Source organism: Lichenicola sp. (assembly GCF_965198575.1).
GTDB lineage: Bacteria > Pseudomonadota > Alphaproteobacteria > Acetobacterales > Acetobacteraceae > Lichenicola.
In genome coordinates this window covers 3,721,024-3,746,245 of record NZ_OZ240671.1, presented here as the reverse complement: position 1 = coordinate 3,746,245, position 25,222 = coordinate 3,721,024, and the positions used below count along the sequence as shown (strand labels likewise).

The 25,222-nt window shown below is 68.4% G+C and carries 24 protein-coding genes; 11 read left to right on the top strand and 13 right to left on the bottom strand.

Features of this window, described 5'->3' with window-relative positions; all coding sequences use genetic code 11:
* The first annotated feature begins 30 nt into the window (after positions 1 to 30).
* Positions 31 to 867 carry an SPFH domain-containing protein gene (locus ACOEQ2_RS16940; protein WP_419729118.1) on the top strand — a complete coding sequence of 279 codons (837 nt, stop codon included), beginning with the start codon at positions 31 to 33 and terminating at the stop codon, positions 865 to 867.
* A 107-nt stretch (positions 868 to 974) separates the two neighbouring features.
* On the opposite strand, the gene ACOEQ2_RS16935 is transcribed toward ACOEQ2_RS16940, so the two are convergent.
* Positions 975 to 1,247: a hypothetical protein gene (locus ACOEQ2_RS16935; RefSeq protein ID WP_419729117.1), complete on the bottom strand. Its 273-nt coding sequence runs from the start codon at positions 1,245 to 1,247 to the stop codon at positions 975 to 977.
* 29 nt (positions 1,248 to 1,276) lie between these two features.
* Here ACOEQ2_RS16935 and ACOEQ2_RS16930 point away from each other — a divergent pair, with 29 nt between their 5' ends.
* The gene (locus ACOEQ2_RS16930) at positions 1,277 to 1,909 is read left to right on the top strand and encodes a hypothetical protein (RefSeq protein WP_419729116.1); all 633 of its coding nucleotides are present in this window, start codon (positions 1,277 to 1,279) and stop codon (positions 1,907 to 1,909) included.
* A gap of 27 nt (positions 1,910 to 1,936) precedes the next feature.
* On the opposite strand, the gene ACOEQ2_RS16925 is transcribed toward ACOEQ2_RS16930, so the two are convergent.
* The 3 genes from ACOEQ2_RS16925 to ACOEQ2_RS16915 form a co-directional block, all read right to left on the bottom strand.
* Positions 1,937 to 2,557: a carbonic anhydrase gene (locus ACOEQ2_RS16925; RefSeq protein WP_419729115.1), complete on the bottom strand. Its 621-nt coding sequence runs from the start codon at positions 2,555 to 2,557 to the stop codon at positions 1,937 to 1,939.
* A 72-nt stretch (positions 2,558 to 2,629) separates the two neighbouring features.
* Positions 2,630 to 3,517, bottom strand: coding sequence for a cation diffusion facilitator family transporter (locus tag ACOEQ2_RS16920; RefSeq protein WP_419729114.1), 888 nt, complete (start codon positions 3,515 to 3,517; stop codon positions 2,630 to 2,632).
* Positions 3,518 to 3,548: 31 nt separating this feature from the next.
* Positions 3,549 to 4,352: a GIN domain-containing protein gene (locus ACOEQ2_RS16915; protein WP_419729113.1), complete on the bottom strand. Its 804-nt coding sequence runs from the start codon at positions 4,350 to 4,352 to the stop codon at positions 3,549 to 3,551.
* 257 nt (positions 4,353 to 4,609) lie between these two features.
* On the opposite strand from ACOEQ2_RS16915, the gene ACOEQ2_RS16910 reads away from it, so the two are divergent.
* Positions 4,610 to 5,125 carry a glutathione peroxidase gene (locus tag ACOEQ2_RS16910; protein WP_419729112.1) on the top strand — a complete coding sequence of 172 codons (516 nt, stop codon included), beginning with the start codon at positions 4,610 to 4,612 and terminating at the stop codon, positions 5,123 to 5,125.
* Between the two features lie 49 nt (positions 5,126 to 5,174).
* On the opposite strand, the gene ACOEQ2_RS16905 is transcribed toward ACOEQ2_RS16910, so the two are convergent.
* Positions 5,175 to 7,100: a hypothetical protein gene (locus ACOEQ2_RS16905; protein ID WP_419729111.1), complete on the bottom strand. Its 1,926-nt coding sequence runs from the start codon at positions 7,098 to 7,100 to the stop codon at positions 5,175 to 5,177.
* A gap of 42 nt (positions 7,101 to 7,142) precedes the next feature.
* Positions 7,143 to 8,591, bottom strand: coding sequence for a pyridoxal phosphate-dependent decarboxylase family protein (locus tag ACOEQ2_RS16900; RefSeq protein WP_419729110.1), 1,449 nt, complete (start codon positions 8,589 to 8,591; stop codon positions 7,143 to 7,145).
* Between the two features lie 180 nt (positions 8,592 to 8,771).
* Between ACOEQ2_RS16900 and ACOEQ2_RS16895 the strand changes: the two genes are divergently transcribed.
* Genes ACOEQ2_RS16895 through ACOEQ2_RS16885 form a run of 3 tightly spaced genes read left to right on the top strand, consistent with a single transcriptional unit; the run spans position 8,772 to position 11,103 of the window.
* Entirely contained in the window at positions 8,772 to 9,641 is an 870-nt protein-coding gene (locus ACOEQ2_RS16895) for an alpha/beta fold hydrolase (RefSeq protein ID WP_419729109.1), read from the top strand.
* Complete coding sequence (locus tag ACOEQ2_RS16890) at positions 9,638 to 10,528, top strand: acid phosphatase (protein ID WP_419729108.1); 891 nt, start codon at positions 9,638 to 9,640, stop codon at positions 10,526 to 10,528. Before ACOEQ2_RS16895 ends, ACOEQ2_RS16890 begins: the two co-directional genes overlap by 4 nt.
* Positions 10,529 to 10,569: 41 nt before the next feature.
* Positions 10,570 to 11,103 carry an N-acetyltransferase family protein gene (locus ACOEQ2_RS16885; RefSeq protein WP_419729107.1) on the top strand — a complete coding sequence of 178 codons (534 nt, stop codon included), beginning with the start codon at positions 10,570 to 10,572 and terminating at the stop codon, positions 11,101 to 11,103.
* A gap of 32 nt (positions 11,104 to 11,135) precedes the next feature.
* On the opposite strand, the gene ACOEQ2_RS16880 is transcribed toward ACOEQ2_RS16885, so the two are convergent.
* Positions 11,136 to 13,226: a M1 family metallopeptidase gene (locus ACOEQ2_RS16880; protein WP_419729106.1), complete on the bottom strand. Its 2,091-nt coding sequence runs from the start codon at positions 13,224 to 13,226 to the stop codon at positions 11,136 to 11,138.
* 250 nt (positions 13,227 to 13,476) lie between these two features.
* Between ACOEQ2_RS16880 and ACOEQ2_RS16875 the strand changes: the two genes are divergently transcribed.
* Both ACOEQ2_RS16875 and ACOEQ2_RS16870 read left to right on the top strand, forming a co-directional pair.
* Positions 13,477 to 13,920 carry a hypothetical protein gene (locus ACOEQ2_RS16875; RefSeq protein ID WP_419729105.1) on the top strand — a complete coding sequence of 148 codons (444 nt, stop codon included), beginning with the start codon at positions 13,477 to 13,479 and terminating at the stop codon, positions 13,918 to 13,920.
* 4 nt (positions 13,921 to 13,924) lie between these two features.
* Positions 13,925 to 14,134, top strand: a complete 210-nt coding sequence (locus ACOEQ2_RS16870) for a hypothetical protein (RefSeq protein ID WP_419729104.1) — start codon at positions 13,925 to 13,927, stop codon at positions 14,132 to 14,134.
* A gap of 30 nt (positions 14,135 to 14,164) precedes the next feature.
* On the opposite strand, the gene ACOEQ2_RS16865 is transcribed toward ACOEQ2_RS16870, so the two are convergent.
* A complete protein-coding gene (locus tag ACOEQ2_RS16865) occupies positions 14,165 to 14,635 on the bottom strand; it encodes a hypothetical protein (RefSeq protein WP_419729103.1) in 471 nt (156 codons plus the stop codon).
* Positions 14,636 to 14,784: 149 nt separating this feature from the next.
* Here ACOEQ2_RS16865 and ACOEQ2_RS16860 point away from each other — a divergent pair, with 149 nt between their 5' ends.
* The 3 genes from ACOEQ2_RS16860 to ACOEQ2_RS16850 all read left to right on the top strand — a co-directional run bounded on the left by ACOEQ2_RS16860 (position 14,785) and on the right by ACOEQ2_RS16850 (position 18,484).
* Positions 14,785 to 15,153, top strand: a complete 369-nt coding sequence (locus tag ACOEQ2_RS16860; protein WP_419729102.1) for a hypothetical protein — start codon at positions 14,785 to 14,787, stop codon at positions 15,151 to 15,153.
* An 81-nt stretch (positions 15,154 to 15,234) separates the two neighbouring features.
* On the top strand, positions 15,235 to 16,584 hold the full coding sequence (locus ACOEQ2_RS16855; protein WP_419729101.1) for an alpha/beta hydrolase: 1,350 nt from the start codon (positions 15,235 to 15,237) through the stop codon (positions 16,582 to 16,584).
* A gap of 193 nt (positions 16,585 to 16,777) precedes the next feature.
* A complete protein-coding gene (locus tag ACOEQ2_RS16850) occupies positions 16,778 to 18,484 on the top strand; it encodes a methyl-accepting chemotaxis protein (protein ID WP_419729100.1) in 1,707 nt (568 codons plus the stop codon).
* Between the two features lie 50 nt (positions 18,485 to 18,534).
* On the opposite strand, the gene ACOEQ2_RS16845 is transcribed toward ACOEQ2_RS16850, so the two are convergent.
* The 5 genes from ACOEQ2_RS16845 to tssL form a co-directional block, all read right to left on the bottom strand.
* The gene (locus tag ACOEQ2_RS16845) at positions 18,535 to 18,804 is read right to left on the bottom strand and encodes an HU family DNA-binding protein (RefSeq protein WP_419731260.1); all 270 of its coding nucleotides are present in this window, start codon (positions 18,802 to 18,804) and stop codon (positions 18,535 to 18,537) included.
* Between the two features lie 103 nt (positions 18,805 to 18,907).
* The gene (locus tag ACOEQ2_RS16840; protein WP_419729099.1) at positions 18,908 to 19,669 is read right to left on the bottom strand and encodes a PP2C family protein-serine/threonine phosphatase; all 762 of its coding nucleotides are present in this window, start codon (positions 19,667 to 19,669) and stop codon (positions 18,908 to 18,910) included.
* Complete coding sequence (gene tagF / locus ACOEQ2_RS16835) at positions 19,666 to 20,229, bottom strand: type VI secretion system-associated protein TagF (RefSeq protein ID WP_419729098.1); 564 nt, start codon at positions 20,227 to 20,229, stop codon at positions 19,666 to 19,668. Before tagF ends, ACOEQ2_RS16840 begins: the two co-directional genes overlap by 4 nt.
* Complete coding sequence (gene tssM / locus ACOEQ2_RS16830) at positions 20,226 to 23,801, bottom strand: type VI secretion system membrane subunit TssM (RefSeq protein ID WP_419729097.1); 3,576 nt, start codon at positions 23,799 to 23,801, stop codon at positions 20,226 to 20,228. The genes tagF and tssM overlap by 4 nt, the downstream gene beginning before the upstream one ends.
* Positions 23,798 to 25,195 carry a type VI secretion system protein TssL, long form gene (gene tssL, locus ACOEQ2_RS16825; protein WP_419729096.1) on the bottom strand — a complete coding sequence of 466 codons (1,398 nt, stop codon included), beginning with the start codon at positions 25,193 to 25,195 and terminating at the stop codon, positions 23,798 to 23,800. Before tssL ends, tssM begins: the two co-directional genes overlap by 4 nt.
* Between the last annotated feature and the right edge of the window lie 27 nt (positions 25,196 to 25,222).

Sequence of the window (25,222 nt, the reverse complement as noted above, 5' to 3'; positions counted from 1 at the left end):
CCGGACTTCGTGGCGCATCAGGAGGCTCCAGTGGCCATTACCAGGCAGGTCATCACCGCACTCAACCGCGACGGCACCGACATGCTCGGGACCCGCAACGTCGCCATCAAGATCGTCGATGAGAGCATCGTCTCCGGCTCGCTGCTGACCGTCGAGAGCAACCATTTCTGCATCCTGAAATCGCGCGGCGCGGTGCTGCAGGTGTACGAGACCGGACAATACACGCTGGTGACCCCGGACAAGCCGCTGGTCGGTTCCGTCGTGCAGGGGTTCTTCGGCGGCGCGTCGCCCTGGGTGTACGAGGTCATCTACGTCAACCGCTCGAAACTGCTGGTCCGCAGCACCGGCGTCGCCACCAGTGCCGAGATGGCGGAAGTCTCCTACCAGGCCGACTACTATATCCATGTCGATACCCGCGAGGCCGCCCTCGACCTCATTACCCACCTGCCGTTCACCGGGCGGGTGATCGACACCCAGGAGATCGCCGACTACGCAGGCCCCGCCATCGAGCAGGCCATCAACCAGGTGGTCCAGGTGACCCGGCTCGAACACATCAACGAGAATATCAACGAATTACGGGAGGGCGTGAAACGCCACCTGGCGGATTTCCTCAGGGTCTACGGCATCATGCTGAACGACCTGAAGATCCTGATCCTGCCGCGCGACCAGCGCATGCGCGAACTCATCGCACTGCAGGCGATCGGCCTCACGCCAATCGAGGCGATCCGCTACTACCTGGCGCTGCAGATGGCCGAACGCGGACTCGTTTCCGCACCCAACGCAGCCGCCGGCGTTGCCTTCAATATCGGCAACGTGCAGGGCGCGGGCATCGCCGGCATCGACCCAATGCGGCCGGACAAACCGTGATGCAAGCTGCAACCGATCGCACAAGAGCCAGGGAGATCCTCAGCCAGGCGCGCCAGCATGTCGATGAGGCGGAGGCCGCGTATCGGCGAGACTTCCTGCCGACGCCGTCACGCGAGCATCCGCGGCATGATCCGGCAGCGATCCGCAACGCCCAGGTGATCGAGGGCATCGGCCGTGATATCGGAAGCCTCGAAAGTCAGATCAGGACGTTTCCGCTCCGGGCATATCCCGGCCGCACTTCTGCCCAGGATGCCGACCAGGCATTGATCGACCACGCCGAATTCCTGCGGGCATTGCTCGCTCCCGTCGATGGTGGGTGGATCGCCGCCAATGCCGGCGAGGTCCGCGGCCTCGTCGAGGCAATCCGGATACTGCTGCATGAAAACGCGTTCCTGCCGCCTGGACCTTCATGATCGAGCCTCCGGTCGAGATCGGTCCGGACGACATCCACGCGCAGCCGACGCGCACCGGCCGCCATTGGTTCGACCTGACCATGGCGCTGCTGGCGATCTTCCTGTCGATGGTCTCGCTGTATGTCGCGTTCGACCACAGCAAGGCGGAACGCGAACTCGTGCAGGCGAATTCCTGGCCGTTCGTGCAGGAGAACACCACGGTCATGAGCCGCGGAGCGACGGAAATCGCGGTCTTCAATGCCGGGATAGGGCCGGCCAAGCTGCATAGCTTCGAGGTGTTCTACAAAGGTGCCGCGGTGCATTCGCCGATCGAACTCCTGCAGGCCTGCTGCGGCTTACCGCTCGGGCCACAGACACAATATTCCTCGATCCCGGGCGACCTGAGCGTCGGCAATCCGAACGATCAGGTGCTCCGGCCGGGGCAGAATTTGCGTGTGATGAGCCTGTCCAGGAGCCAGGCTGAGCCCACGCTGAGCGACCGCTTCGCCAGTGCGGTGCACGACCTGACGTTTCGCGGCTGCTTCTGCTCGGTGTTCGACGAGTGCTGGATCTCCGACCTGCACAGGCTGGAGGTCCAGAACGTCGCGCGCTGTCCGATCCGACCCGACCGCTTCAAGGTCCTGGAATGAAAATTCGGCCGGCGCCAGGGTATCGCATCAGTCCTCGAAGAACTCGACCGTGCCGTCATCGAGATCGTAGCGAGCACCCACGATCCTGAGCCGGCCGATGCGTTGCGGCTCGATCAGCATCTGCTCGGTGGTGCGCAGCCGCTCGACGATGCGCGCCACGTTGCCCCGCACCGAGCGATCGAGCAGGTCGTGGCTGCCGTCACGCCTGGCCCGCAGCACCGCCGGAATGATCGGCTCGATCATCTGGCCGATGCTGCCAGGATAGGTCGCATCCTTTTCCACGACATCCACCGCGGCCTGCACCGCACCGCAGCGCTCGTGCCCCAGCACGACGATCAGCGGCGCACCCAGCACCGCCACGCCGTACTCGATGCTGCCCATGGCGGCGAGGTCCACCACGTTGCCGGCGTTGCGCACGATGAACAGCTCGCCGAGCCCGCGGCCGAACAGCAGCTCCGGCGACACCCGGCTGTCCGAGCAGCCCACCAGCACGCAGAACGGCCGCTGTTCGGTGGCCAGCATCGCCCTGCGCTCGGCCCCGGTCAGGTGCGGGCGCACCGGGTTGCCGCCGACGAAGTGCGCGTTGCCCTGCTTCAGGATCGACAGCGCCTCGTCGGGAGTCATCGGGGTCCGGATCTGGCTGGTCATGGATGCACCTTGCTTCTGAAAAACTACAGGACCGGGCTTCTGAAAAACTACAGGACCGGGCTTCTGACAAAATTACAGGACCGGTACGCCGACGAGCTTCGCCTTCGGCTCCGGCTCGACATGGATGTTGATGACGGCATCGCCGAGCTGGTCGGACAGCGCGCGCTCGATGCGGTCGCAGATGATGTGCGAGTCCTCGACGGTCATGCCTCCCGGAACCACCAGGTGGAACTCGACGAAGGTCACGCTGCCGACCGTGCGGGTGCGCACGTCATGCGCCTCGATGGCCCCGCCCGCATTGGCCGAGATCACCTGCCGCAACGCCGCCACCGCACGAGGATCGGCGACCTCGTCCATCAGGCTGCCGACCGATTGGCGCAGCATCCCGTAGCCGGCGCGCAGGATGTTCAGCGCAACGAGGCCGGCCACCAGCGGATCGAGCCGCAGCCAGCCGGTCAGCGGCACCAGGGTGAAGCCGACCAGGACTGCTCCCGTGGTCCAGGCGTCGGTCATGATGTGGCGGCCACCGGCGATCAGGGCGGGCGATTTCCAGGCACGCCCCCGGCTGATCAGCAGCGTCGCCCATACCAGGTTGATCAATCCGGCGCTCGCATTCAGGCCGATGCCGAGGAATGGGGTCTGCGGCGCATGCGGGTGCGCCCAGTCCCGCCACGCCTCGTGACCGATCAGCACCGAGGTCACCAGCACCAGCGCGCCCTCCACCACGGCGCTGAGATATTCCGCCTTCTGGTGGCCGTACGGGTGGTTGGCGTCCGCCGGCAGCGCGCTGAACCACAGGGCGATGAGCGCCCCGATCGCCGCCACGACGTTGATCACCGTCTCGAGCGCGTCGGAATACAGCGCCACGCTGCCGGTCAGCACCCAGGCCCCGGTCTTCATGGACAGGACGACGAGGCTGATCCCGAGGCTGCCCCAGGCGAGCTTGACGCTGTGGTTCATGGCGCCGGTTTTACACCACGGCGCCGAAAAATCAGTCCTCGGAGGTGGCCGGCTCACCCCCGGCCCCCGACGCCGGCCTGTTTCCGGGCGCCGGCCGGTTGCCGACGCTGATCGAGCCGGTCCCGCTGATGTCCCGGGAGAGCGCGCCGGCGACGTGGGCCAGCGCGATCGTGCCACTCCCCGAGACGCTCGCGCTGGCCGTGTCGATGCTCCCGCCGATCCGGATGCCGCCGCTGCCGCTCACCTCCAGCGTCGCGCGATCGATCTGCCCCTGTCCGACAACCACCTGCCCGCTGCCGGACAATTCGACCCGCGCATCGCCCTCGACGCCGGCAATCCGGGCGCGGCCATCACCCGACAGCTCCGCCTGCAACGGCCCGACGGCGCCGGCCGTGAGGATCTCGCTGCCGGACAGATCGAGGCGGAGGGGGCCGCCGGTATCGCCGATCGCGTAGGTCGCGGCACCCGATGCGTCGACCGAGAGTGGGGTCCGGCTCGGGATCCGGACCCGCAGCACGACGGTCGATTGCTTCAGGGGGTTGCCGGCCGGCTGCCAGCACGGGCCAGGCGTCTCGCGCACCCGGGCGCCATCCTGCTGCTCCAGCACCAGCCGATCGAGTTCTTCCGGATGATCCGCGGTGGCGTGCACCACGATGCTGTCGTGCAGTCCGGAATCCGGCTGGATCTCGACGGTGCGGACGCATGCGAGGTCGATCGCCAGCCGGTCGCCCGCCAGTGTCGCATCACGCTCGGCAGCGCTTGCGGCTCCGGGCAGCAGCAGCAGCAACACGACCGGGATCGCGCAGGCGGTGGTCAGCGGAAGGCGTCCAGGCATCGTCGGCTCTCCATCACGTTCACCGATACGCGTCTGCAGGCACCGTGCCATCGTGCAAGCTGTTGATCCGGCGAGATTTCCGGGTTCTCCGCCCGGCCACGCGCCGGCGCCGATTGGCGGTCCACGCCAGCATGTGGCACATCCAGCCACCTCACATCCCCGACGGCGAAACCTGGCGCCGCTTCCGGGTTTCCGCCCGGCCTGTAAAGCTGCCGGATCACCCGACCGGCGACCGGCGCCATGCCAGAGGATCCCAGATGCCAGCCCCGATACGAGCCCCGATTCCAGCGCAGACGGCCTACGACTTCACCCTCACCAGCCTGCAGGGCGCACCGCTCGACCTGCGGCAATTCACCGGCAAGCCGCTGCTGCTGGTGAACACGGCGTCGAAATGCGGGTTCACGCCGCAATATGAGGGGCTGCAATCGATCTGGACCCGCTACCGCGAGCGCGGCCTGACCGTCATCGGCGTGCCGAGCAACGATTTCGGCCGCCAGGAGCCGGGCAGCGAGGGCGAGATCGGGGAGTTCTGCAGCCGCAACTACGGCGTCAGTTTTCCGATGACCGGGAAACTGCATGTGCGCGGGCCGGAGATCGATCCGTTGTTCGACTGGCTCGGCCGACAGGGCGGCATCCTGTCCCGGCCGCGCTGGAACTTCTTCAAATATGTGATCGCGCGGGATGGCTCGCTCGCAACCTGGTTCAGCAGCGTGGCGACACCCGACAGCGGACGTGTCCGGGCGGCGATCGATCGGGTCGTGCTGGGCAGCTGAGCCGTCTGGCGGCGGACGGTGGCGTCGATGCCACCCGATGCGGCCGGCCTCAGACCGCCAGCGTGCCAGCTTCCGCGAACGCCCGATAAGCCTTCTGACAGATCAGCAGCCACTGTGCGGCATCATAGATCCGGGCATCGTGATGCCCCTGGCCGGAATACGCCCGCAGCAGGTTCGGCCCGATCCACTCGATCGAATTCAGCGGCCGGCCCTCGACCGCAGGCGTCACCCAGAACAGCTTGTTCGGCGTGGTCCTGTTCAGCGCGGCAAAGATCGCGAACACCTCGTTGTAATCCGCGACCGGCTGCTGGTCCTTGTACACCCAGATCTTTTCACCGTCCTCGATATCCTCGCCCATTGCCCGCGCCAGATACTTGATCTTCTGCTCGTTGACGGCGATCGCCTCCGCCTCGGTGGTATCGTCCGGTCCCTTCCAGGTGTGGAAGTCATAATTATGCACCGGATCGGTCATGTAGAATTCTTCGTAGTGGCAGAGCTCTCCACGACCGTTATAGAAATTGTTGCGGTTGATGGTGGCCACCAGGGTGCCCGACGAACCGATGCCCTCGAAGTTGGTCTCGATCAGGCGCAGCAGGTTGAGCCTGTGGCTGTAGCCCGCAAAACGGAACAGCCCGAGCGGTTCGATGCCGTAATGGCGCTGTACGAAACCGAATTCGCAGTTGAAGCCGAGGCTGCCGAAATGGTTCAGCAGCTCGGCGGGTTCCGGAATCGTGACCGCCTTCGCCTCCGGCCCGATCTCCAGCGCTGCCGATTCCAGACAGCAGGCGACGCCGCGATCCGAGGGCGAGAACACCAGCTCGAAGCTGATCGGGCCACTCTCCAGGCACTCCGCCGGCACCCAGAAGTCCCGCCGCTGCGGCCACCCGGTCGTCTGGTTGATCGGGAAGCTGCCGAGGTCCCAGCCATTCAGCCGAACCGTCACCCGACGACCCCTGCCGATCGGCTGCAGCTGCAGCGACAGCCGGACGCAGGTCGGCCGGTAGGGCAGATCGAACGGCAGCGACGCCCCGGTCGCGAACGCCAGGCAACGCCCGTCGACATTGCTCCAGCCATCCGTCATGCGACGATCGATCAGGCCGGTGCCGCGCAGCTCCAGCCGTTGCACGTGCGCCATGCCGTTCGTGGTGGGGAAGTTCGCGAACAGCCGCCCGGGATCGCTCGCCGCCAGGCGGATCGGGTCCAATGCCGGCCCGGACTGACCGGTCAGCAGACTCTCGATCTCGCCCTGGGTGCCGCTGCTCAGCAGGCAGTAGCCGTCGAGATCGGGATGCATCTGTCCGGGCGCCTGGGCCGCCCTACGGGCCGCGAACTCGGTGATCGCAGGACGCAGGCGGTCGGCGACATGCTCCGGAGCGTTGCCCAGAAGCTCGCCGTGGTCATCGAGGAACCAGACCGAGCGGGTCCCGCGAATGCTCTCCAGGTCCATGACCCGCAGCCCGTCGAAGCCCGTGTACATCACCGTGGCGACCCAGCCGGGATCCAGGCGGGCAAAGCCGTTGCCGCCGAACGCCATGATCGGCTGCGCGGTGCCGGAGCGGTCCCGGAAGGTCAGCCGATCATCCAGGACCGTCAGCGGCTGGAACAGGATCGAGCGCATGTAGGCTTCATCGAGCAGCACCCGCTCGCCCTGGACATACATCTCGACCGGCCCGCGGGTCAGGATGTGCAGGCGCAGGGCCGCGGCAGCACCGGTCGGCAGCCGTTCCGGCCGGAAGCCGAGCAGTTTCCCGTTGCGGTCGGCGAGCCAGCTACGCAGCCGCCCGGTCTCGTCCTCGATATCGAACAGATGCATGTGCGACAGGATCAGCCGCGAACGCCGCAGGCTCCAGCCGGGCGGGAGTGCCTCGATCGGCGATCCGTCCGACCAGAAATGCGGCCGGTCGAGTTCACGGGACGCCGATACGAACGAGGGCGACGCACCGAAGCCGCCGGTGGTGAATTTCGAGACAGACACGCCTGACAGCTCCATCCCAGGTTACCTACCGCATCGCACCATTCAACGTCTCTCGGCACTGCGCAACCGTGCCAGCCGTAATATCCCGTCGAACATCAATTCAACGTCACACTTGCGGGTACGGTGGTTCACGATAGCGGCACGGATCGCCAACATGCCGCGGATCGTGGTGGTGGACGGGACTGCGATCCCCGCCTCCTGCAGATCCTTGACGAGCTCGCCGTTCAGCCAGTCGAGATCCTCGGCGCCCGCAGTGAAGCGGAAGCAGACGATGTTCAGCGTCACCGGCGCCAGCAGCTCGAGTTGCGGCTCGGCCTCGACGAGTTCCCCCAGGTGCCGGGCGACGCCACAGCACTGGTCGACCATCCGGCCCATCCGGTCGGTGCCGTAGGTGGCCAGCGTCATCCACACCTTGAGTGCGCGGAACCCGCGCGACAGGTCGGGCCCGAGATCGCACGGCCACGGTGCGTTGCCGGCCACCCCCCGATCCGCCCGGGCCAGGTAGGCGAGCGTCTGGGCGAACGCATCCGCCTGCGCCTGTGCGTCGCGGATCACCACGCAGCCGGCGTCGTACGGCACCTGCGCCCATTTATGGAAGTCGAACGCCAGGCTGTCGGCGTGCTCGATCCCGGCGAGACGCGGCCGCAGCGTCGGCGACAACGCCGCCAGCGCCCCGAACGCGCCATCGACGTGGAACCAGATCGCCTCCGACCTGCAGAACGCCGCGATCGCCTCCAGATCGTCGATCGCCCCGGTATCCACCGACCCCGCGGTCGCGACGACGATGAACGGCGCCAGCCCGGCGGCCCGATCGGCGCGCACCGCTGCCTCCAGCGCGTCCACCCGCATCCGATGATCGGCATCGACCGGGACCGCACGCAGCGCATCGGTGCCGAGCCCGGCCATGTCGAAGGCGCGCGGGATGCAGCCATGCGCGCTCGCCCCCGCGTACCCGACCAGGCCGCGCCCGCCGACGCCGGTCGTGCGAACCTCGGGCCCGACAACCGCACGCCTGGCGGTCAGCACCGCGATCATGTTGGCCATCGACGAGCCGGTGACGAGCAGCCCGGAGCTGCCGGTGGGCATCCCCACCATCTCGGCCGCCCAGCCGATGACGGTCCGCTCGAGCTCGATCGGCGCATGGTCGCGGCCGCCGAGATTGGCGTTCAGCCCGCCCGCCAGCAGCTCGGCCAGCATGCCGATGCCGGTGCCGCCGCCATGAACCCAGCCCATGAAGCGCGGATGCGTGTTGCCGAGGGCGTACGGCACGATGCGGGCCTGGAACTCGCCGTACAGCGCCGCCGGATCGGTCGGGCCGCGCGGCAACGGCCGCCGCAATGCCTCGCGCGCCGCCTCGGGCATCGGCTGCCACACCGGAATGTCGCGTCCCGCCTCGCCGCCCTGCTCCGCCAGCCGGTCGATCATGTCGTCGAGCATGCGGTGGCCGAGCGCCCGCAGGCTGCCCCAGTCGTCGGGATCCAGGCCGGCCATGTGCACTCCTCGGGCAAGCGATCGGGTCGGCGAGCCGGATCCGTGCTTGTCGGCCGGCCGCCCTCCGGTTCATCTATGCGCCGAAGCCGGATCGCTGGAAGGGGCACCGGGACAACCGGGCCGACCCGGCGCGCATGCGTGATCCGGGAGCGGCGCGCGGACAGGGGAGAGCGGCGGGGCATGCAGATCGGAGCGTTCTTTCCGGGGTTCCATTACGAGGAGCTGACCGTCGCCGGCACGCGTTACCGGCTGCGCGCCGGCGGCCAGGCCGGATGGAAGGCCGTGCCGCTGCTGCTGCTGCATGGCCAGCCGCAGACCCATGCGATGTGGCACCAGGTGGCGCCGGCGCTGGCAGACCGGTTCAGCGTGGTCTGCGCCGACCTGCCGGCCCACCTGACCATGGCCGAGCTCGCACACGACATGCTGGCGTTGATGACCCGCCTCGGGCACCAGCAGTTCGCCGTGGCGGGCCATGATTTCGGCGCCCATGTCGGCGCCCGCATGGCGATCGAGGCGCCCGACCGGATCAGGCGGCTGGCGATCGTCGAGGCGGTGCCGCTGCTCGAGCATGCCGGTCGCGCCGACATGGCGTTCGCGCTCGCCGGCTACCAGGCCTGCTGGTTCGCGCAGCTGCACCCGAAGCCCGAGGCGCTGCTGGTGAAGGCGCCCGACGACTGGTTCCGGCTGGCCGCACCCGACGAGGCGCGCGAGATCTTTCACCCCGAGGCGGTCGCCGACTACCTGCTCGAAGGCCCCTGGAACGAGGAAATGCGCGGCCATGGAGCTGCTGCCGACGGGCCGGTACCGGCAATCGAGCCGGACCAGCGCGGAAGCCGCCGCCGCATCGTCTGCCCGGTGATGCTGATCTGGGGCACCCGCGGCCGCATCGGCGGCTGGTACGACCCGCGCACGCTCTGGCAGGCCGGCATCGATGGCGCGGTGACCGGTGGTCCGATCGAGGCCGGCCATTTCATTCCCGAGGAGCGCCCGTGGGAGGTGGCCGAGTTGTTCCACGCGTTCTTCGGCACCGCCCAGGATACCCCGGCATGAGCCTGCTCGCCCGTATCGTTTGCGTGACGCCGCTGGCGCTGGCCCTCACGACCGCGATGGCGATGGCGCAGTCTCCGCCTGGCGGCCCTGGCGGCGGCATGAGCGCCCCCACCCCCGGGGTGGCGGCAAAACGCGAGCGGCTGCCGCCCGGCACCTACATCTCGGGCGCCACGCTGCCCGACACGACGCTGATCCTGCCGCCGCCGCCGCTGCCGGGCTCCCCGGAGCAGGCCGCCGACGATGCCGTATTCAGGCAGTCACGGGCTCTGCGTGACACCCCGCGCTGGACGCTCGCACAGAACGACGCCCACCTGGCGACCTCCGATCTGCTGGCCGACTTCGCCTGCGCGCTCGGCTTCACGATCGACCCGAAGCGGGCGCCTGCGCTGATGTCGCTGCTCGACCATGCCGGCGCCGACATGGGCCCCGAGCTCGATCGCACCAAGAACCTATGGCAGCGGCACCGCCCGTATATCGGCAACACCCAGCCGATCTGCGTGCAACGCCATGGCAGCCTCGACGACAACCCGTCCTATCCGTCCGGCCACACCACGCTGGAGTTCGGCGCGTCGCTGATCCTGGCCGAGCTGGTGCCGGACCGCGCGGCCGAGTTGATCCAGCGCGGTCGCACGATGTCCGAGAGCCGGCTGGTGTGCGGCGTGCACTGGCTGAGCGACGTACAGGCGGGCTTCCTCGAGGCGGCTTCGCTGGTGGCGGCGCTGCATGGCAGCGAGACATTCCGCGCCGACTTGGACCGCGCCCGCGCCGAGATCGCGACCTTGCGCGCTGGCCCATCCGCGGCTCCCGATACCGCGGCCTGCCGTGTGCAGGCGGACGCGGCGTCGCATTCGTTGCTGTTCCGGCTGCAGCCGGCGGATCGGCAGTAGGGTGCAGGATTGATCGTGGCCGGACGGTTGCGCGTGGCGTGATGCCGACGGCTGACGATGTGCGTCTCCTGGGGCCGGCCGATGTCGAGGACTACCGCGCCATCCGTCTTGCCGCATTGGCAACGACGCCTGACGCATTCGGCTCCGTTCATGCCGTCGAGGCGGCCAGGCCGATCGAGCACCATGCGCAGCGTCTGGGCTCGTCGATGGTGTTCAGCGCGTACGAGCTTGGCCGGATCGTCGGCATGGTCGGCTTGCGACAGGAGGACGGCCCGAAGGACGCGCACAAGGGTTTCGTGTGGGGGTTTTTCGTCGAGCCGGCGGTGAGGAGCCGGGGGATCGGAGCCGCCTTGCTGGCCGCCCTGCTCGACGTTGCGCGTGGCATTGTCGAGCAGGTGATGCTGTCGGTGGTTGCGGAAAGTAACTCCGCGATCGCCCTGTACGGTCGCTTCGGTTTCAAATCCTACGGCGTGGAACCAAGAGCCTTGAAGATGTCAGGTCGCTACCACGACGAGGTGATGATGGTCATGTTCCTCGATCCTGCGGCACTGCCGCTGCCTGTCCCGATCAGCTGATCGGATCGCCGCGGTTCAGCGCGATGCACGCGTCAGGGTGCCAGGTCGAGGCGGTTATCCTGCCGGTCGCCGTCTGGGATCTTGTCGTCGGGATCGAGCACGATCGAGCGCACCGCCTCGTGCGTCGGCAACGCGATTGTGGTGTGGTTGCCCTTCATCCAGGCCTCGACCGGCACCCTCATCTGCATCCGGCTGCCGTTCGCCAGCCTGACCTCCAGCATGGCCGGCATCAGCAGCCAGCCTTTCGAGACCAGCGAGATCGTCACCCCCTTCGCCGGATCATTGTCCGGGTAGGTCGCGCCCACGACGCCCATGTCGAGCGTCCAGTTATGCTGGTACCAGCCGCGCCACCACCACGACAGATCCTCGCCCGCCTCGCTGTCCATGAAGCGGAAGAAATCGTACGGCGTCGGATGCTTGTAGGCCCAGGCTGCGATGTAGCGGCGGAACGCCGGATCGAAACGGTCCGGCCCGAGGATCTGCTCGCGCAGCAACACCAGCCCGAGTGCCGACTTGAAGTACGTGATCGGATGCCGATACTGCTCGGCCACCAGGTCGGAAGGAGCGAGCATTGCAGGCGCCTTCGGGTCCTGCAGCCAGGGAATGATTTCCTCGACCGGATTGCCGCCGCCCGGCGCATATTCCGGATCGCGTTTCGGCGCATATTCGCCGTGGTTGAAATGATCCGACGCATAGACGTCGATGAAGGTGTTGAACCCTTCGTCCATGAACGCGAACCGGCGCTCGTTGGTGCCGACGGTCATCGGGAACCAGCTATGGCCGAGCTCGTGCGTGGTGATCCAGAACAACTCCTTGCCGGTATCGCTGATCCCGTCGAACGCCATCGCCGGATATTCCATGCCGGCGCCGTGACCCGCGAGATTGACCGCGTTCGGCCACGGGAACGGGTACCACTGGCTGGAGAAATACTCGATCGCGTGCTTCACGTATTCGGTCGAGCGCACCCAGTTCTGCGCCGCCTCGACCGGATAGATCGACATCGCCAGCCGCGGTGTCGGCTTTGCGGACCAGGGCAGCCAGGACCACCGGCTCGGCGGCGGCGGGATCGGCGGCAGGTTGATCCGCGCCGCATCCCAGGCGAACGCAGCCGACGCGGCGAACGCGACATCGCGGGTGTCCTGCATGTGGAAACGCCAGGTCTGCGTGCCGGAATGGGTCGGTCGCGTCGACGGATCGCCGACCTCGCCGGGTGCCCGGATCATCACCGTGCTGTCGCTGTTCGCCGCCTGCGCCAGCCGCGCACGCTCGGTCGCGGTCAGCACCTCGCCGGGGTTCACGAGCGCGCCTGAGCCCTGCACCAGAAAGTCCCAAGGCACCGTCACGTTGTAATCGATGTCGCCGTAATCGAGATAGAATTCCTGGCCGAGATACGGCCCGGTATCCCAGCCGCGCAGGTCGTCATAGACCGCCATGCGCGGGAACCATTGCGCGATCTCGTAGATGTCGCCGTTCTTGGTCGGCGTCACCGCAGTACGGCCGCCCCAGACGCCCGGTACCGCGTAGTGCCAGGCGATGTGCAGCCTGATCACGCCACCTTTCGGCGCCAGCACCGACGGCAGCCTGACCTGCATGCGCGTGTCCGACACGATGATGCGGGCCGTGACCGTGCGGCCGCCCTGCTCCACCGCGACGCTCTCGATCACATCGCCATCGGTCGAATGCTCTACGTCATAAGGCGACGCGAATTTCGAGCGCGCATCCGGACGATAGATGTTCTGGTCGAGCTGCACCCAGACCACGTCGAGCGGGTCGGGACTGTTGTTGGTGTAGGTGATCGTCTCGACGCCATGCAGCACGTGCGCCCCGGTCTCGATCGTGGCATCGATCGTGTAGTCGGTGCGGTTCTGCCAGTACGCCGGTCCGGGCAGGCCACTGGCGGACCGGTACGCGTTCGGCTCGTTGCCGGACTCGAACGGCGCAAAGATCGCCGCCGGATCGGGCGGCCCGGCAACGCCCGATGGTCCCGGCGGACCGGGATGCGTCACCGCGTCATGTGCCGGCAAAGCGGGCGGCGGGACGGCAGCGGGCTGGGCGTGTGCTGCAGAGCGGGCAGCGGCGCACAGCAGGAACGGGACGAGGAAGACGCGGCGTCGTATTGGCATGCGCGCATCGTGGGCAACGGGCGGATCCGACACAAGCCGGGGATTGCTCCCCGCTGCGGCCGGATTTGTCGGCCGGGCACGTCTTGCCGGCAACGGCCGGCCCTGCGGTAAATCGGCTTCAGCGACCAGCTTGGGTACAGTCATGGGGATCTCGATACGGATCGCAGGGACCGGCAGGACATGCCCGTGCGGCCAGGTCGGCAGTCCGCTTCCGGCCCCACGATCGTCGAGGGCCGGCCGTCAGGCCCGGATGCTTCATGTCGCAGAGGTCGTTGGCGCGCTGGACGAGACCCGCGCCGGCTTCCGACCGATGGTCGTGGGCGACGGCATCAACGAGAACCTGGCGCTGAAGGCCGGAGCAGTGGGCGTGGCGATGGGTGGGCACGGTACCGATGCGGCACGCGCCTCGGCCGACCTGGTGCCGATGACCGGCAACCTGAAGCGCCTTGCCACCTGCGTGCGGCGGAGCAGGCGGTGCCGCACCACGATCCATGTCGATGTCGGGCTCGGCTGGACCGCGGCGGTCATCGGACCCGTCGCATCCGAGGTGCTGGGGCCGAGCGGCGCGCTGATCCCAGCCTTGGCGTATGATGTCGGCACGGTGGCGGTGATGGCCGATGCCGACCGGCTGCTGCAATTCCAGGAGCGGAAGCTGCGTGCCGGAGCAGGTGGCAAGCAACGTGAAGGAGCATGATTTGGTGCGTGGGTCTTGGGGTATCTGGATCGGAGCGACGCTGGTCGCGATCAATGCCCTCGTGCTTGGGCAGGACCTCTTCGCCTGGCGCGCGGCGGCTCCCGGCGTCGTGACCGCCTTCCCGGTGTGGCCGCTGCTGACCCTGGTGTTCGCCGTCGCCTACACCGCCGTCGCGACAACTGTCTATGTGCGCGGGCGACGCGGCAGTCCGTGATGCGGAAGCCGCGGATCGTGGCTGCCTGCCCTACCCACCGATCGCCCTGGATACCGCCGGCACGGGCACGGAAGCCACCGCCGGTACGATGATCGCCGCTGTCGGAGCGGCAGCGAGGTGTGGCGGCTCCGGGACCATCGTGAGGCGTATGGCACTCGGATAGGTGTAGTTGGCACCGGTTGCGGCATCCACCACGACGCCGACGACCCCGCCGGCGATGATGTTGCCAAACGTCGCTCCGCCGAAGTTCGGTGTGCTCGCCTGTGTCGCGTCCTGGAACCCCGCCTTCCTGCAGACGACCTGCATGTCGTCCTTGCTCTTGCTGATCCGCACGCTGCCGGGGGTCAACGCGACCGCACCAAGCGTCTCGGTGCCGCGGGAGAGTTCGCAGGCCGCCCCAGGCGGATCCGTGCTGACGGTCATGCTCTGGTTGGAGCCGTTCACGATGGTGGCGCAAGCCGAGAGCCCGGAACAGGCAATAAGGAAGAGGGCAACGCGCATCAGGGATCTCCAACGGGCAGGCGCCCATGATGCGTTGGAAGACGTTACCGCCGGGTAAATGCCCGCGTCCTGCCGGTTGCGACCCGGGCGGTAGGCAACGACCCTCCGCATCCGGCGTTCAACGACCGACTCCGTGCAAAAGGATGACGATGAACGCGCCTCTCGGCAGCTTGAAGATCACGTCACGACCGTCGGCAGATGCGGACGACGCGATCATTTGGCCGTTCCAGGCGAGGTCGGCGGCGGAGCAGGACAACCCGCGCCCACGTCACGAACCGCGTTCCTGGCCTGGCGATGGATCGCCGCTGCCACTCACCGCCGAAGCGATCCTGCGTGTCCTGACCAGCGACCAGGTGCGCCTGAGCGCCTGCGGCACGGGATTGCGGACCACCACCCTGCTTCCGCTGATCACCCGGGCCCTGCCCCAGATCATCGAGCGTCTCGCCCGGACCGAGGGCGTCGCACCGGAGGCGGTGACAGAGCGGTGTACTGCTCCCGGAACGGTCCCGGCCAGGTAAGCGGCATTCTCAACGACCCGTCGGGATGCCGTTGGCGATCAGACAGCACACGCGCATGTACATGATCACGGAGCAGCAACGATGCCGACAAAGCTGACCTTTCTCATGGGTGGATTGCTGTCTGCCGTTGTCGCGGTGCCCGTCCAGGCCGCGCGGGCCGCCACTGCCGCGTGCGTGCCCCCCAACGCCGCCGTGCCAGCGGGCGCCAATACCACCGATCCGGCCGCACCGTTCTACATCGACACGAGCGGCCTGAACCTCGCCACCACCCCGCCGACCCGGGATCCACTGAATCCGAAGTATCCGCACGCAACGGCGCTCGCGGACGGCACGCTGCCGGCGCCCGGGTCGGAGGGCAATTTCATCATCGGGCCATCGCATCCCGCCGCACCCGAGGCCACGCGGCAAGCGGGCGTGCCGGCCGGGACGATCCGCTCCTTCACGATGACATCGACCGACGGCGAGATCTTCCGTCCCGGCCTGGTCCGCGACGACGCCGGCGGCTGCCGCAACCAGGCCGTCGACACGGCCGCCACGGCGCCCGGTGATGCGTCCGACCTGCACGTTTCCGCGAGCCATGCCGGCATCTGGACGCGTGCGGTCGACGTGTATGTGCCGGCAGGCTACCGGCCCGGCACCACCCTGCCCTTCATCGTGTTCGGCGATGGCGGACCGGTCAGCTTCTTCAAGGAGACGCTGCTCTTCACGATCCTCGACAACCTGATCCACGCGGGCAAACTGCCGCCGATGGCCGCGATCGGCATTGCGGCCGGCGGACAGGATGCCCAGGGCAGCGAGCGCGGCCGCGAATACGACACCGTATCGGGCGCCTACGCCGAGTGGGTCGAGCACGAGGTGCTGCCTCGGGTGGAACGCAACGCCGGTGTCAGGCTCAGCCACGATCCCGATGCCAGGCTGACGATGGGGTTCAGCTCGAGTGCGGCGGCAGCCTTCACGATGGCCTGGACGCATCCCGAGTGGTACCACCGCGTGCTCGGCTACTCGCCCACGATGGTCAACCAGCAATGGCCGCACGATCCGGCGCTGCCGGGCGGCGCGTGGGAGTATCACAGCGCCTGGCCGGGTCCGAAAACCACGACTTTGGCGATCACCGGCGGGAGCATTGCGCCGGCGACAATGTCGGATGGCGCGCCCTTGATCCCGAACACGCCGACGAAGCCGATCCGCTACTGGTTCGAGGCCGGCGATCGCGACCTGTTCTACTATGTCCCGGCCATGGCCGACGGCATGCACGACTGGACGCTTGCCAACGAGCGGATGGCGCAGGTGCTGGCGGCGAAAGGCTACCACTACCAGTTCGTGTTCTCGCGCAACGCGCGGCACGTCGATGGTGCGACCGAGGCGCAGACCTTTCCGGAAGCGCTCGAGTGGGTCTGGAAGGGCTATAAATCGGTCAAGGGCGGGAGCTGAGGTGACCGGGCCCGGCGCCTGCGTCGGGATCATGCAGCACGTGATCCGGATGTGTTAGGCGTTTGTTAAGTCGTCGGGGTCACAGTTGCAGGAAGCCGGGCGGTAGCCGGGCCTCAGGCTCCCGGAGAGACACCGATGCTGCACGGTCTTGCTTCTTTCGCTTCCCGACTGGGGGCAGCCCAACCGGTGCTCCATGTCTAGCCTCGTCGCGGCGCTGCGGCAGCGTCTCGATCGGGTCGGCATCTCGACCAGATTGCTGATCGCCACGATCCTTGCGGTCTTTGTCGCCGTGAGTACCGTCCAGGCCTGGACCGTCCAGGTTATCGAGAAGGCGCAGCTGCACGAAGCCCAGCGCGGACTGGCCACGAACCTTGCCCTGCTGAAGCTGGAACTCAGCCGCGTCGGCGCCGACTTCGAACTGCAGCCGGGCGGTCGGCTCACGCTCGGCGGCCACGCGCTGAACGATCGCCTTGACCTGGTCGACACCGTCCGCCGCCTTGCCGGAGGTGCGGCGACCATCTTCAGCGGCGACATGCGGATCGCCACCAACATCACCCGCGCGGACGGCTCCCGCGCCACCGGAACCGTCCTGGCGGCGGGACCGGCACGCGATGCCGTGATCGGCCGCAACGTCAGCTATGAGGGGCGCACCAGCATCCTCGGCGTTCCATACCTGGCAATCTACGAGCCTCTGCACGATGGCGCCGGAAACCCGGTCGGACTGATTTTCGTGGGTGTGCCCCTCAGCGAGCAGCATGCCATCGTCGTCAAGATGGTGACGCAGAGCGCGTGGGCCGGGCTGCTGGTCGTTCTCGTCGTCAGCGGGCTGAGCTGGCTGACGCTACGGGTCTCGTTGCGTCCGCTCCGCTCGATCGCCGCGGCAGTCAGCGCAATCGGCAAGGGCAATCTCGACGAAACGGTGCCCTGCCTGGACCGCGACGATCAGATCGGCGACATCGGGCGGGCGGTCGAGATCCTGCGCACCACCGCTCGGCACGCCGTGGCACTCGACGCGGAAGCCGAGGCGCAGGAAAGCCGGGCGGAGGTGCAACGCAGACAGCTGATGGCGACACTGGCCGAGGGCTTCGAGCACGCTGTCGGCGGCATCATCGGCATCGTCGCATCCTCCTCCACCGAGCTGCAGGCAACGGCACAATCGATGGCGGCGTCGGCCTTGCATACCACCAGCCAGGCCGCTGCCGTTGCCGCGGCAGCCGAGGCCTCCAGCCTGGGCGTACAGACCATCGCGGCCGCTTCGGAGGAGCTGAGCGCCTCGATCAACGAGATCAGCAACCAGATGCTGACATCGTCACGGATCACCGGTCAGGCGGTGGAGGACGCCAGGCACACCAACACGATCGTGCTCGCCCTGGCGGAGAGTGCCCAGAAGATCGGCCAGGTGATCAAGCTCATCACCAGTATCGCCGAGCAGACCAACCTGCTCGCCCTGAACGCCACCATCGAGGCGGCGCGGGCGGGCGATGCCGGCAAGGGTTTTGCCGTGGTGGCATCGGAGGTCAAGAACCTCGCCACCCAGACCGCACACGCGACCGAGGAGATCAGCGCGCAGATCAACCGGATCCAGGGTGCGACCCAGGAGGCGGTCGGTGCCATCAAGGGGATCGGCGCCACGATCGAGGAGATCAGCACGATCGCCACCTCGATTGCCGCCGCCGTCGAGCAGCAGGGCGCTGCGACCGCCGAGATCGCGAGGAACGTTCAGCAGACCGCGTCGAGTACGCGCGGCGTGACGCTGAACATCAGCGGTGTGAGCCAGGCTGCGACCACGACCGGAGACGCCGCGACCGACGTTTTGTCGGCGGCGACAGACCTCTCGCGGCAATCCGAACAGCTCGCCAGCGAGGTCAGCAGGTTCATGATCACCGTGCGGGCGGCTTAAAAAATGCCGGAGCGCGATCGGTGGCGGGACCGATCGCGGCGGGCGGTGTGTCAGACCGCCTTCTTGAGGTTCGGGCTGGCCTTGAAGCGCACGGTCTTGCCGGCCTTCACCTTGACCGGCTCGCCGGTGCGCGGGTTCAGCGCCTTGCGGGCCTTCGTCTTGGCGACGCGGAACGTCCCGAACGACGGCAGCGTGAAGCCACCTTCCTTCTTCATCTCGCGCACGATGGCGCCGATCAGATCCTCAGCTGCACGGTTCGCGGCGACACCGGTGCAATCGAGAGAGTCTTGCAGGACCGCAGAGATGAAAGCCTTGCTCATGGTACACTCCAGATGATGAAACAACGCGACCATATGTCGTTGTCACGAGTCGCGTCGACCCCATGAGCGCCAGGAGCCTGAACCTGCCTGCAACGATCGGGTACTAGTCGGTCGAGACCACGATCGCCGTGACGTTGTCGCGGGCCTTCTGGCGCAGCGCCGCATCCACCAGCAGTGCAGCTCCTTCACCGCCCTGCTCCAGCAACGCCCGGATCTCGACGTCATCGAGCGTCTTGGTCAGCCCGTCGCTGCACAGCAGGAAGCGGTCGTACGGCATCACCTGTCCGACCCGCTTGTCGAGACGGAGCGGCGCCGCACCCGCACCGACCGCGTGGGTGATGACGTTCGCCTGCGCGTGGCCTTCCGCCTGCCACTCCTCGATCACGCCGGAATCGACCAGCTCCTGCACCACGCTGTGGTCGTGCGTGAGGCGGATCAGCTCGCCGTCGCGCAGCAGGTAGATGCGCGAATCGCCGGTCCACAGGCAGGCGAAGAACTCCTCGTCGAGCAGCAGCACCACCACCGTCGAGGCCATGCCCTGCAGGCCACCCGCCGCACCAGCCAGGCCGCCGGCATGCCGGATCGCCGGGCTGGTGGCCTGCTGGGCATCGTCGATCAGCTCCTCGTGCAGCGTCATCAGCCGCTGCCGCAGATGCGCCAGGATCTCCGCCGGCTTGAGGCCGGTCGACAGCGACGCAACGCTGGCGACCACCCTGGCCGCCGCCTCCCGGCCGCCCATATGGCCGCCGGCGCCGTCGGCCACCACGTACAGCCCCAATTCGGGGCGGCACAGCATGGCATCCTGGTTGTCGGTGCGCACGGCACCCGGATGCGAGGCGGCGCTATGTCGGATGGTCTGGCTCATGACCGCAGCATCTGCTGGAAGCGGGGGCCGTCCGGCAACCCATCCGCCTCGAAACTGCCGGCAGCCACATGCGGACCGCCTTCCGTCCACCACAGGCCGACCCGCGTGGGCGCGTCGTCGGGGGCGGCGATCACGCTGAGGCTGGCCAGGACCCGGTCCGGTGCCCAGTCCTGCTCGAGCGCCCAGCGGCACGAGGTCTCGATCTGGTCATGGAACGAGCGCGCATCCGGATCAGTCGGATCGCGCCCTGCCCCGGCACCCTCGACGCCGGCGAGCAGCGGAAAGTAGCGGCCGACCTTGTCGACGCTCGGCAGGAACAGCCCGGTCAGCGCCCTGGCACCGCATTGCCCCGGCGGCAACGCGAACCGCCAGACCGGGGCCACCAGCCACAGCGTCTTCCAATCGTCCTGCAGCTGCTCCCGGCTTTCCGCCAGCCGCATCGCCATCCAGCCATGCCATGCCGAGACCAGCTCGGGTGACAAGCCGGCGCCGACGAAGTCGCCACGCGCCGGAAGCTTGCCGAAGAACCCCGGCCGGATCGCATTCACACCGTGGCTCATTGCACCACCGGGCAGTGGAAGTTCTGCAGCACGTTCTGGTCGAGCGGGCTCTGCGCCGATCCGGTCTCCACCGAGAACGTCGCCTCTCGCGCGCCGGAGCGGAAATGCACCAGGAAGTGGCCCGGTTCGTCGGCCTGTTCGATGCTGGCATTGCCGAACAGCCGGAACAGCGACCACGGCCCTTCCTCATGCAGCGGGAACGACGCCACCGGCTTGAAGGTCAGCCCGACCTCGCTGAGGTTGTCCGCCGGCCAGGTCATGCTGGTGCTGTGCACCGCCCCCGGCTGCCAGGTCACCGCATTCTGACCGAGCATCAGCACCACCTGCTTGGAGGCCGGGTCGGCGGAGAGCGGCTTGATGGTGAAATGCACCGAGGGGGTGCTGCCGCCGGTCGGGAAGAACAGGTCGCGGATCCGGGCCGCCTGCTGGAACGACGCCACCGCGGCATCCGTCACCGGCGCCGGCACGCCCCCGAGCGACTGCGCATGCCAGGTCTCGCCCGAGGTGTTCACGTACGGCCGCAACTGCGTCTTGAAGTAGGCGTCCAGTGCGCCGCCCGGGGCGAGCAGTCTGACGAAGTCGTCGATCGGTGCATCGGTCGTGGCCTCCGGCTCGAACGGATAATGCCCGTCGACCACCTGATGACACAACTTCGACGGTCCTTCGCTGCCGGTGAATGCCGACGCTGCCGCCTGGTGCGCATCGCCGCCGACCATCGCCGCCCCGCCGGTGGCGATCTGGTGCAGCCAGCGCGACACCGGTGGTGGCTGCCGATCGGCTTCCGCGAGCAGCAGCTGCGCCGGCGCCTGGCTGCCCTGCAGCACGCCGGATGGGTTGTCCGAGCCAGGCAGCTGGGCCAGCTCGCTCTGCAGCTGGTTGAGCAGGCGGAACACCCCGGTAATCGGCGGCGCCTGGCCGCTCGGGCCGGTGAAGTCGATCAGGTCGCGGTAATGGTCGTCGATCTCGTGGCCCAGCGGCGGGGCCGGTTCGCCGTTCGCAGCATGCTGGTCGAAGACCGCGGCAAGCCGGCTCGCCTGGGGATCCGCGCCCTTCGGCTGCCCGGTCTTTCCGGTGCCCGCCCCGGCAGCCTGCGCTTGGGCGGCTGCTCCAGCCGGGGCCAGCTCGTGCACGATCGACACCAGCAGGTCGCGCATCGGCGATTGCGGCGAGGCCATCACGTACAGCTTCTGCACGGTGTCGGCGTGGCCCTGGAACGGCACCAGCGCCAGGTCGCGCAGCATGGCGTCCCACAAGCGCTCGTAATCCGCGGCATACAGCCCGATCACCCCGGCCTCGAGCGCCTGCAGCGACTGCGTGCTGGCATTCGGCGCCGCCGCCTCGTCCGGGCGTCCGAGCACCCAGCTCTCATCCGCCACCTCGCGCACCGCGGCACTCAGCGCCGGCAGCAGCACGCTGCGGAAACCCTCGGCGGTGTAGAAGCCGGGGATGCCGTCGGTCATCGGACGGCCGGACAGCCGGGTGAAGAGCTGGCTGTCCCCCGTCCCGCTGCCGAGCACGGCGGCCGGCGTCCAGGGTGGCACAGCGGTCGCCGCAGCACCCGGCCGGACGCGGCTGTACACGCGCTCGGCGGGAGGCACCCGGCTGAAGGTGCTGCGGGCCTCGCGCACCAGCGCACCATCGAGCGGGATGGTCGGCAGCGGGTCGGCCAGCAGCGCGTTCAGATGGCGCAGCAGCGCGTCGCGTTGCGGCTGCATGACCGGGCCGGGATACCGATCGGCCCAGTCCAGCATCATCCAGTCGCGCACCAGGTTGGGATCGAGCGGCCCGTCATTGCCGAGCATCAGATAGACCCGCGTCGCCTCGTAGAGGAACTCCGGGCTGTCGAGATGGGCGCGCATCTGCCCCTCGACCCGCCAGATCAGCCGCGGCAGCAGCACCCGTTCCAGCGCATGCCGGTAGGCGAGCCGATCGGTGGCGCCGACCTTGTCCGCCTGCGCGATATCGAAGCGGGTGCGGTGGATCAACACCGGCATCGTGTCCGCCGCCGCACCGTCATTGCCAGGCAGTTGGCGCGCGGCGTCGAGCACCGGAAGCACCCGCGGCAGGTCGTCATCGGCCACCGGATCGAGCGGCAGCCCGACCAGCGTGCGGGAGTACGCATCGATCGCTGCCTGGTCGTGTGCGATGGCGGCACGATTGGCCTCGGCATCGCGCCACAGCAGCAGGGAGGCCACGACCGTCACCACGCCCACCGTCCCGAAGCCGCTCCAGCGCCAGATCCGTCGACGCCTGACCGAAGCCGGGTTGGCCGACACCAGCAGCGCCTCGCCCAGGATCACGTCGCGGATTGTGCGGCCGATGAAATACGCCCGGCCCGCCACCGGACGCAGGCTCGGCGCGCGCTTCTGGTCGATGCCGAAGGTGCGCGCGAGCAGCCCGGTGAGCCGGTCGATCGGCGTGCCTTCCTGGGTGCCGGAGCTGAAATACACCCCGCGCAGCATCGGCGCGCGATCGAGCTTGGTGCCGCCGAACGCCGCCTGCAGGAAGTCGGTGAGCGGCGCCTCGAGGCTGGCGATCTGCAACGGGAAGCCGGCAATCGCGACCCGCCGGTCCGGACTGCGCTCGGCCTGCAGCCGCTCGTACAGCCGGCCCTCCAGCCGGTCGAGCAGCAGCTGGAACTCCGAGGCAAAAATCTCGACGCCCTTGGAGAGCGGAAAGGTCATGCCCCAGACCTGCTGGCGCGCCTGCTGGTCGAGATCGTCAAAGAACTCGGTGAAGCCGGCGATGCGGTCGGCCTTGCTGAACACCGCATAGACCGGCAGCCGGACGCCCAGCCGGTCGGACGCCTCCTTGATGCGGCTGCGGATCGCCCGTGCGTGGCTGAGCCGCTCGGCTGCCGGCACGGTCGCGACGTCGGCGAGCGAGATCACTACCAGCACGCCGTTGAGCGGCTGCTTCGGGCGGGTTTTCCGCAGCAGGTCGAGGAAGCCGAGCCAGCCGGCGCGATCGACGCTCTCGTCGGAATCCTGCGTCGTGTAGCGGCCGGCGGTGTCGATCAGCACCGCCTCGTCGGAGAACCACCAGTCGCACAGCCGGGTGCCGCCCACGCCTGCGACCGATCCGGGGGACACGCCGCCGGTGCCGTCAGGCTGGGCCAGCGGGAAGCGCAGCCCGCACTGGCTGAGCGCCGTGGTCTTGCCGGCGCCGGGTGGCCCGATCATCAGGAACCAGGGCTGCTCGTACAGCGCGCCGCGATGGCCCTGTGCCTTGCGCAGCACGGCGAGCGACGCACGCAGGCGGGCCCGCAGCTGGCTGACCTCCTCGTTCTCCTCGGTGCGGCCGGACCGGTGCGGAGGCGCCGCCCCACCATCGACGACCGCAGCCGCCAGCGCCCGACCACGCCGCCGCCGCCGCCAGCTCAGGATGCCGTTCACGCCGAACCAGATCAGCACGAAGAGGAAGATCAGCAACGCCCGCGACAGGGTGCTGCTGAGACCGGGGATCAGCGGGCCCAGATACCAGGCGAGCATGCCGGCGATCGCCAACCCGGCAAAGCTGGTGGTCCAGCGGCCCAGCAGCATCGCGACCAGATATTGCAGGTTGGTGTTCATGGAAGCGTGCCGGTCCGGTGCAGCACCACCTCGATGCGGCGATTCTGCTCGCGCCCGTCCGACGTCTGGTTGGGTGCGACCGGATCGGCATCCGCCCTACCCTCGGCGGAAACCCGCGCATCGGAGCCGGCGGCGGGACCGATGAGTGCGGCGGCGGCCTCGGCGCGTGCGGTCGAGAGCTCGAAATTGGAGGGAAAGCGGATCGTGTGGATCGGTTGGTTGTCGGTGTAGCCGACCACCTGCACGGTCCCGGACTGGGTGCGCATGGCGGCTCCGATGCGAGCCAGGATGGCGCGGAACTTGGGCGACACGTCGGCACTGCCGGAGGCGAACATGCCGCGGTTGCGGATCCGCACGATCGGCACGGCATCGGTGCCGACGATGCTGACCAGGCCTTGCGCCACCTCGGGCCGCAGCAGGCCGGCCAGCGCGTTGCGGGCTCCGGTCGGCGACGCCACCGTGCGGACCGCCTCGACCGGGATGTTGCGGGCGATCGCCGGCATGTGGCCGGGCGGCACCGCCAGCCCGGAGGCGAACAGCCGGTCGGAGTCGCCGGCGAGGCCGAGCGAGGCCCAGACATATACCGCCGCGATGATCGCCAGCCCCGCGAGGGCCGCCACCCACACCGGCAGGCTGAAGCGCTGCCGGCGATACGGTGCCGCCACGCCCTGCCAATGCGGCGACAACGCCCGCTCCCCCGGCGCGCGGTTGCGCATGATGAGGACGTAGGTTTCCTCGCGCACCCGGTCGAGCTCGGCTGGTCCGCGGGGGGAAAGCCGGTAGCGCCCCTGCATGCCGAGCGACATGCAGAGGTACATCAGCTCGACGATCTGCAGGAACTTGCCGGGGTTCTGCCGCAGCTGCGCCAACAGGTCGAAGAAGCGCTCGCCCGCCCTGACTTCCTGGTGGAATGTCGAGACCAGCGAGGCGTCGGCCCAGGCGCCGCGGCTGCCCCAGGGGGTTGCCTGCACCACGTCGTCGAGGCTGGCGCAGAGCGCGTAATGCGCCGGCCGCAACTGCTCCATCGGCAGGTTCTGGGCGCGCAGGATCTGCTCGAAACGCCGCAACTCCTGCACCGCATGCTCGCGCAGCGCCGTCGCGTCGGGCACCGAGAAGGCGTTGCGCAGGCGTCCGAGCAGGCTGAGGCAGCCGGCTGCCGCGGCCACGATCGGCGCCCCGGCACCCTTCGGCAGATCGACGAAGCCGGCGCCGGCATCGGCCGGACCCGGATCCAGGACGCCCGGATCAGCGCTGCCAGGCGGCGCGACAGCCGGGCCGCCTCCGAGTGCGGTTGCAGCCGCGGGCACATCCGGTCCGACGCGCCTGCCGCCCGGGATCGGCCGGATGATCGTGCGTTCGTTGTCGTCCGGCTCGGAGAACGGGTTGTCGCTCATGGCTGGCTCATGGGTCGCTGCATCCGG

What these genes read in the sequence shown, in the direction of transcription:
- ACOEQ2_RS16935 (WP_419729117.1), bottom strand. Translation starts at nt 1,247, where the DNA reads ATGCAGCAGTATCCGGATTGCCTCGACGAGGCCGCGGACCTCGCCGGC.
- ACOEQ2_RS16930 (WP_419729116.1), top strand. Translation starts at nt 1,277, where the DNA reads ATGATCGAGCCTCCGGTCGAGATCGGTCCGGACGACATCCACGCGCAG.
- ACOEQ2_RS16925 (WP_419729115.1), bottom strand. Translation starts at nt 2,557, where the DNA reads ATGACCAGCCAGATCCGGACCCCGATGACTCCCGACGAGGCGCTGTCG.
- ACOEQ2_RS16920 (WP_419729114.1), bottom strand. Translation starts at nt 3,517, where the DNA reads ATGAACCACAGCGTCAAGCTCGCCTGGGGCAGCCTCGGGATCAGCCTC.
- ACOEQ2_RS16915 (WP_419729113.1), bottom strand. Translation starts at nt 4,352, where the DNA reads ATGCCTGGACGCCTTCCGCTGACCACCGCCTGCGCGATCCCGGTCGTG.
- ACOEQ2_RS16910 (WP_419729112.1), top strand. Translation starts at nt 4,610, where the DNA reads ATGCCAGCCCCGATACGAGCCCCGATTCCAGCGCAGACGGCCTACGAC.
- ACOEQ2_RS16900 (WP_419729110.1), bottom strand. Translation starts at nt 8,591, where the DNA reads ATGGCCGGCCTGGATCCCGACGACTGGGGCAGCCTGCGGGCGCTCGGC.
- ACOEQ2_RS16895 (WP_419729109.1), top strand. Translation starts at nt 8,772, where the DNA reads ATGCAGATCGGAGCGTTCTTTCCGGGGTTCCATTACGAGGAGCTGACC.
- ACOEQ2_RS16890 (WP_419729108.1), top strand. Translation starts at nt 9,638, where the DNA reads ATGAGCCTGCTCGCCCGTATCGTTTGCGTGACGCCGCTGGCGCTGGCC.
- ACOEQ2_RS16885 (WP_419729107.1), top strand. Translation starts at nt 10,570, where the DNA reads ATGCCGACGGCTGACGATGTGCGTCTCCTGGGGCCGGCCGATGTCGAG.
- ACOEQ2_RS16880 (WP_419729106.1), bottom strand. Translation starts at nt 13,226, where the DNA reads ATGCCAATACGACGCCGCGTCTTCCTCGTCCCGTTCCTGCTGTGCGCC.
- ACOEQ2_RS16875 (WP_419729105.1), top strand. Translation starts at nt 13,477, where the DNA reads ATGCTTCATGTCGCAGAGGTCGTTGGCGCGCTGGACGAGACCCGCGCC.
- ACOEQ2_RS16865 (WP_419729103.1), bottom strand. Translation starts at nt 14,635, where the DNA reads ATGCGCGTTGCCCTCTTCCTTATTGCCTGTTCCGGGCTCTCGGCTTGC.
- ACOEQ2_RS16860 (WP_419729102.1), top strand. Translation starts at nt 14,785, where the DNA reads ATGAACGCGCCTCTCGGCAGCTTGAAGATCACGTCACGACCGTCGGCA.
- ACOEQ2_RS16855 (WP_419729101.1), top strand. Translation starts at nt 15,235, where the DNA reads ATGCCGACAAAGCTGACCTTTCTCATGGGTGGATTGCTGTCTGCCGTT.
- ACOEQ2_RS16850 (WP_419729100.1), top strand. Translation starts at nt 16,778, where the DNA reads ATGTCTAGCCTCGTCGCGGCGCTGCGGCAGCGTCTCGATCGGGTCGGC.
- ACOEQ2_RS16845 (WP_419731260.1), bottom strand. Translation starts at nt 18,804, where the DNA reads ATGAGCAAGGCTTTCATCTCTGCGGTCCTGCAAGACTCTCTCGATTGC.
- ACOEQ2_RS16840 (WP_419729099.1), bottom strand. Translation starts at nt 19,669, where the DNA reads ATGAGCCAGACCATCCGACATAGCGCCGCCTCGCATCCGGGTGCCGTG.
- tagF (WP_419729098.1), bottom strand. Translation starts at nt 20,229, where the DNA reads ATGAGCCACGGTGTGAATGCGATCCGGCCGGGGTTCTTCGGCAAGCTT.
- tssM (WP_419729097.1), bottom strand. Translation starts at nt 23,801, where the DNA reads ATGAACACCAACCTGCAATATCTGGTCGCGATGCTGCTGGGCCGCTGG.
- tssL (WP_419729096.1), bottom strand. Translation starts at nt 25,195, where the DNA reads ATGAGCGACAACCCGTTCTCCGAGCCGGACGACAACGAACGCACGATC.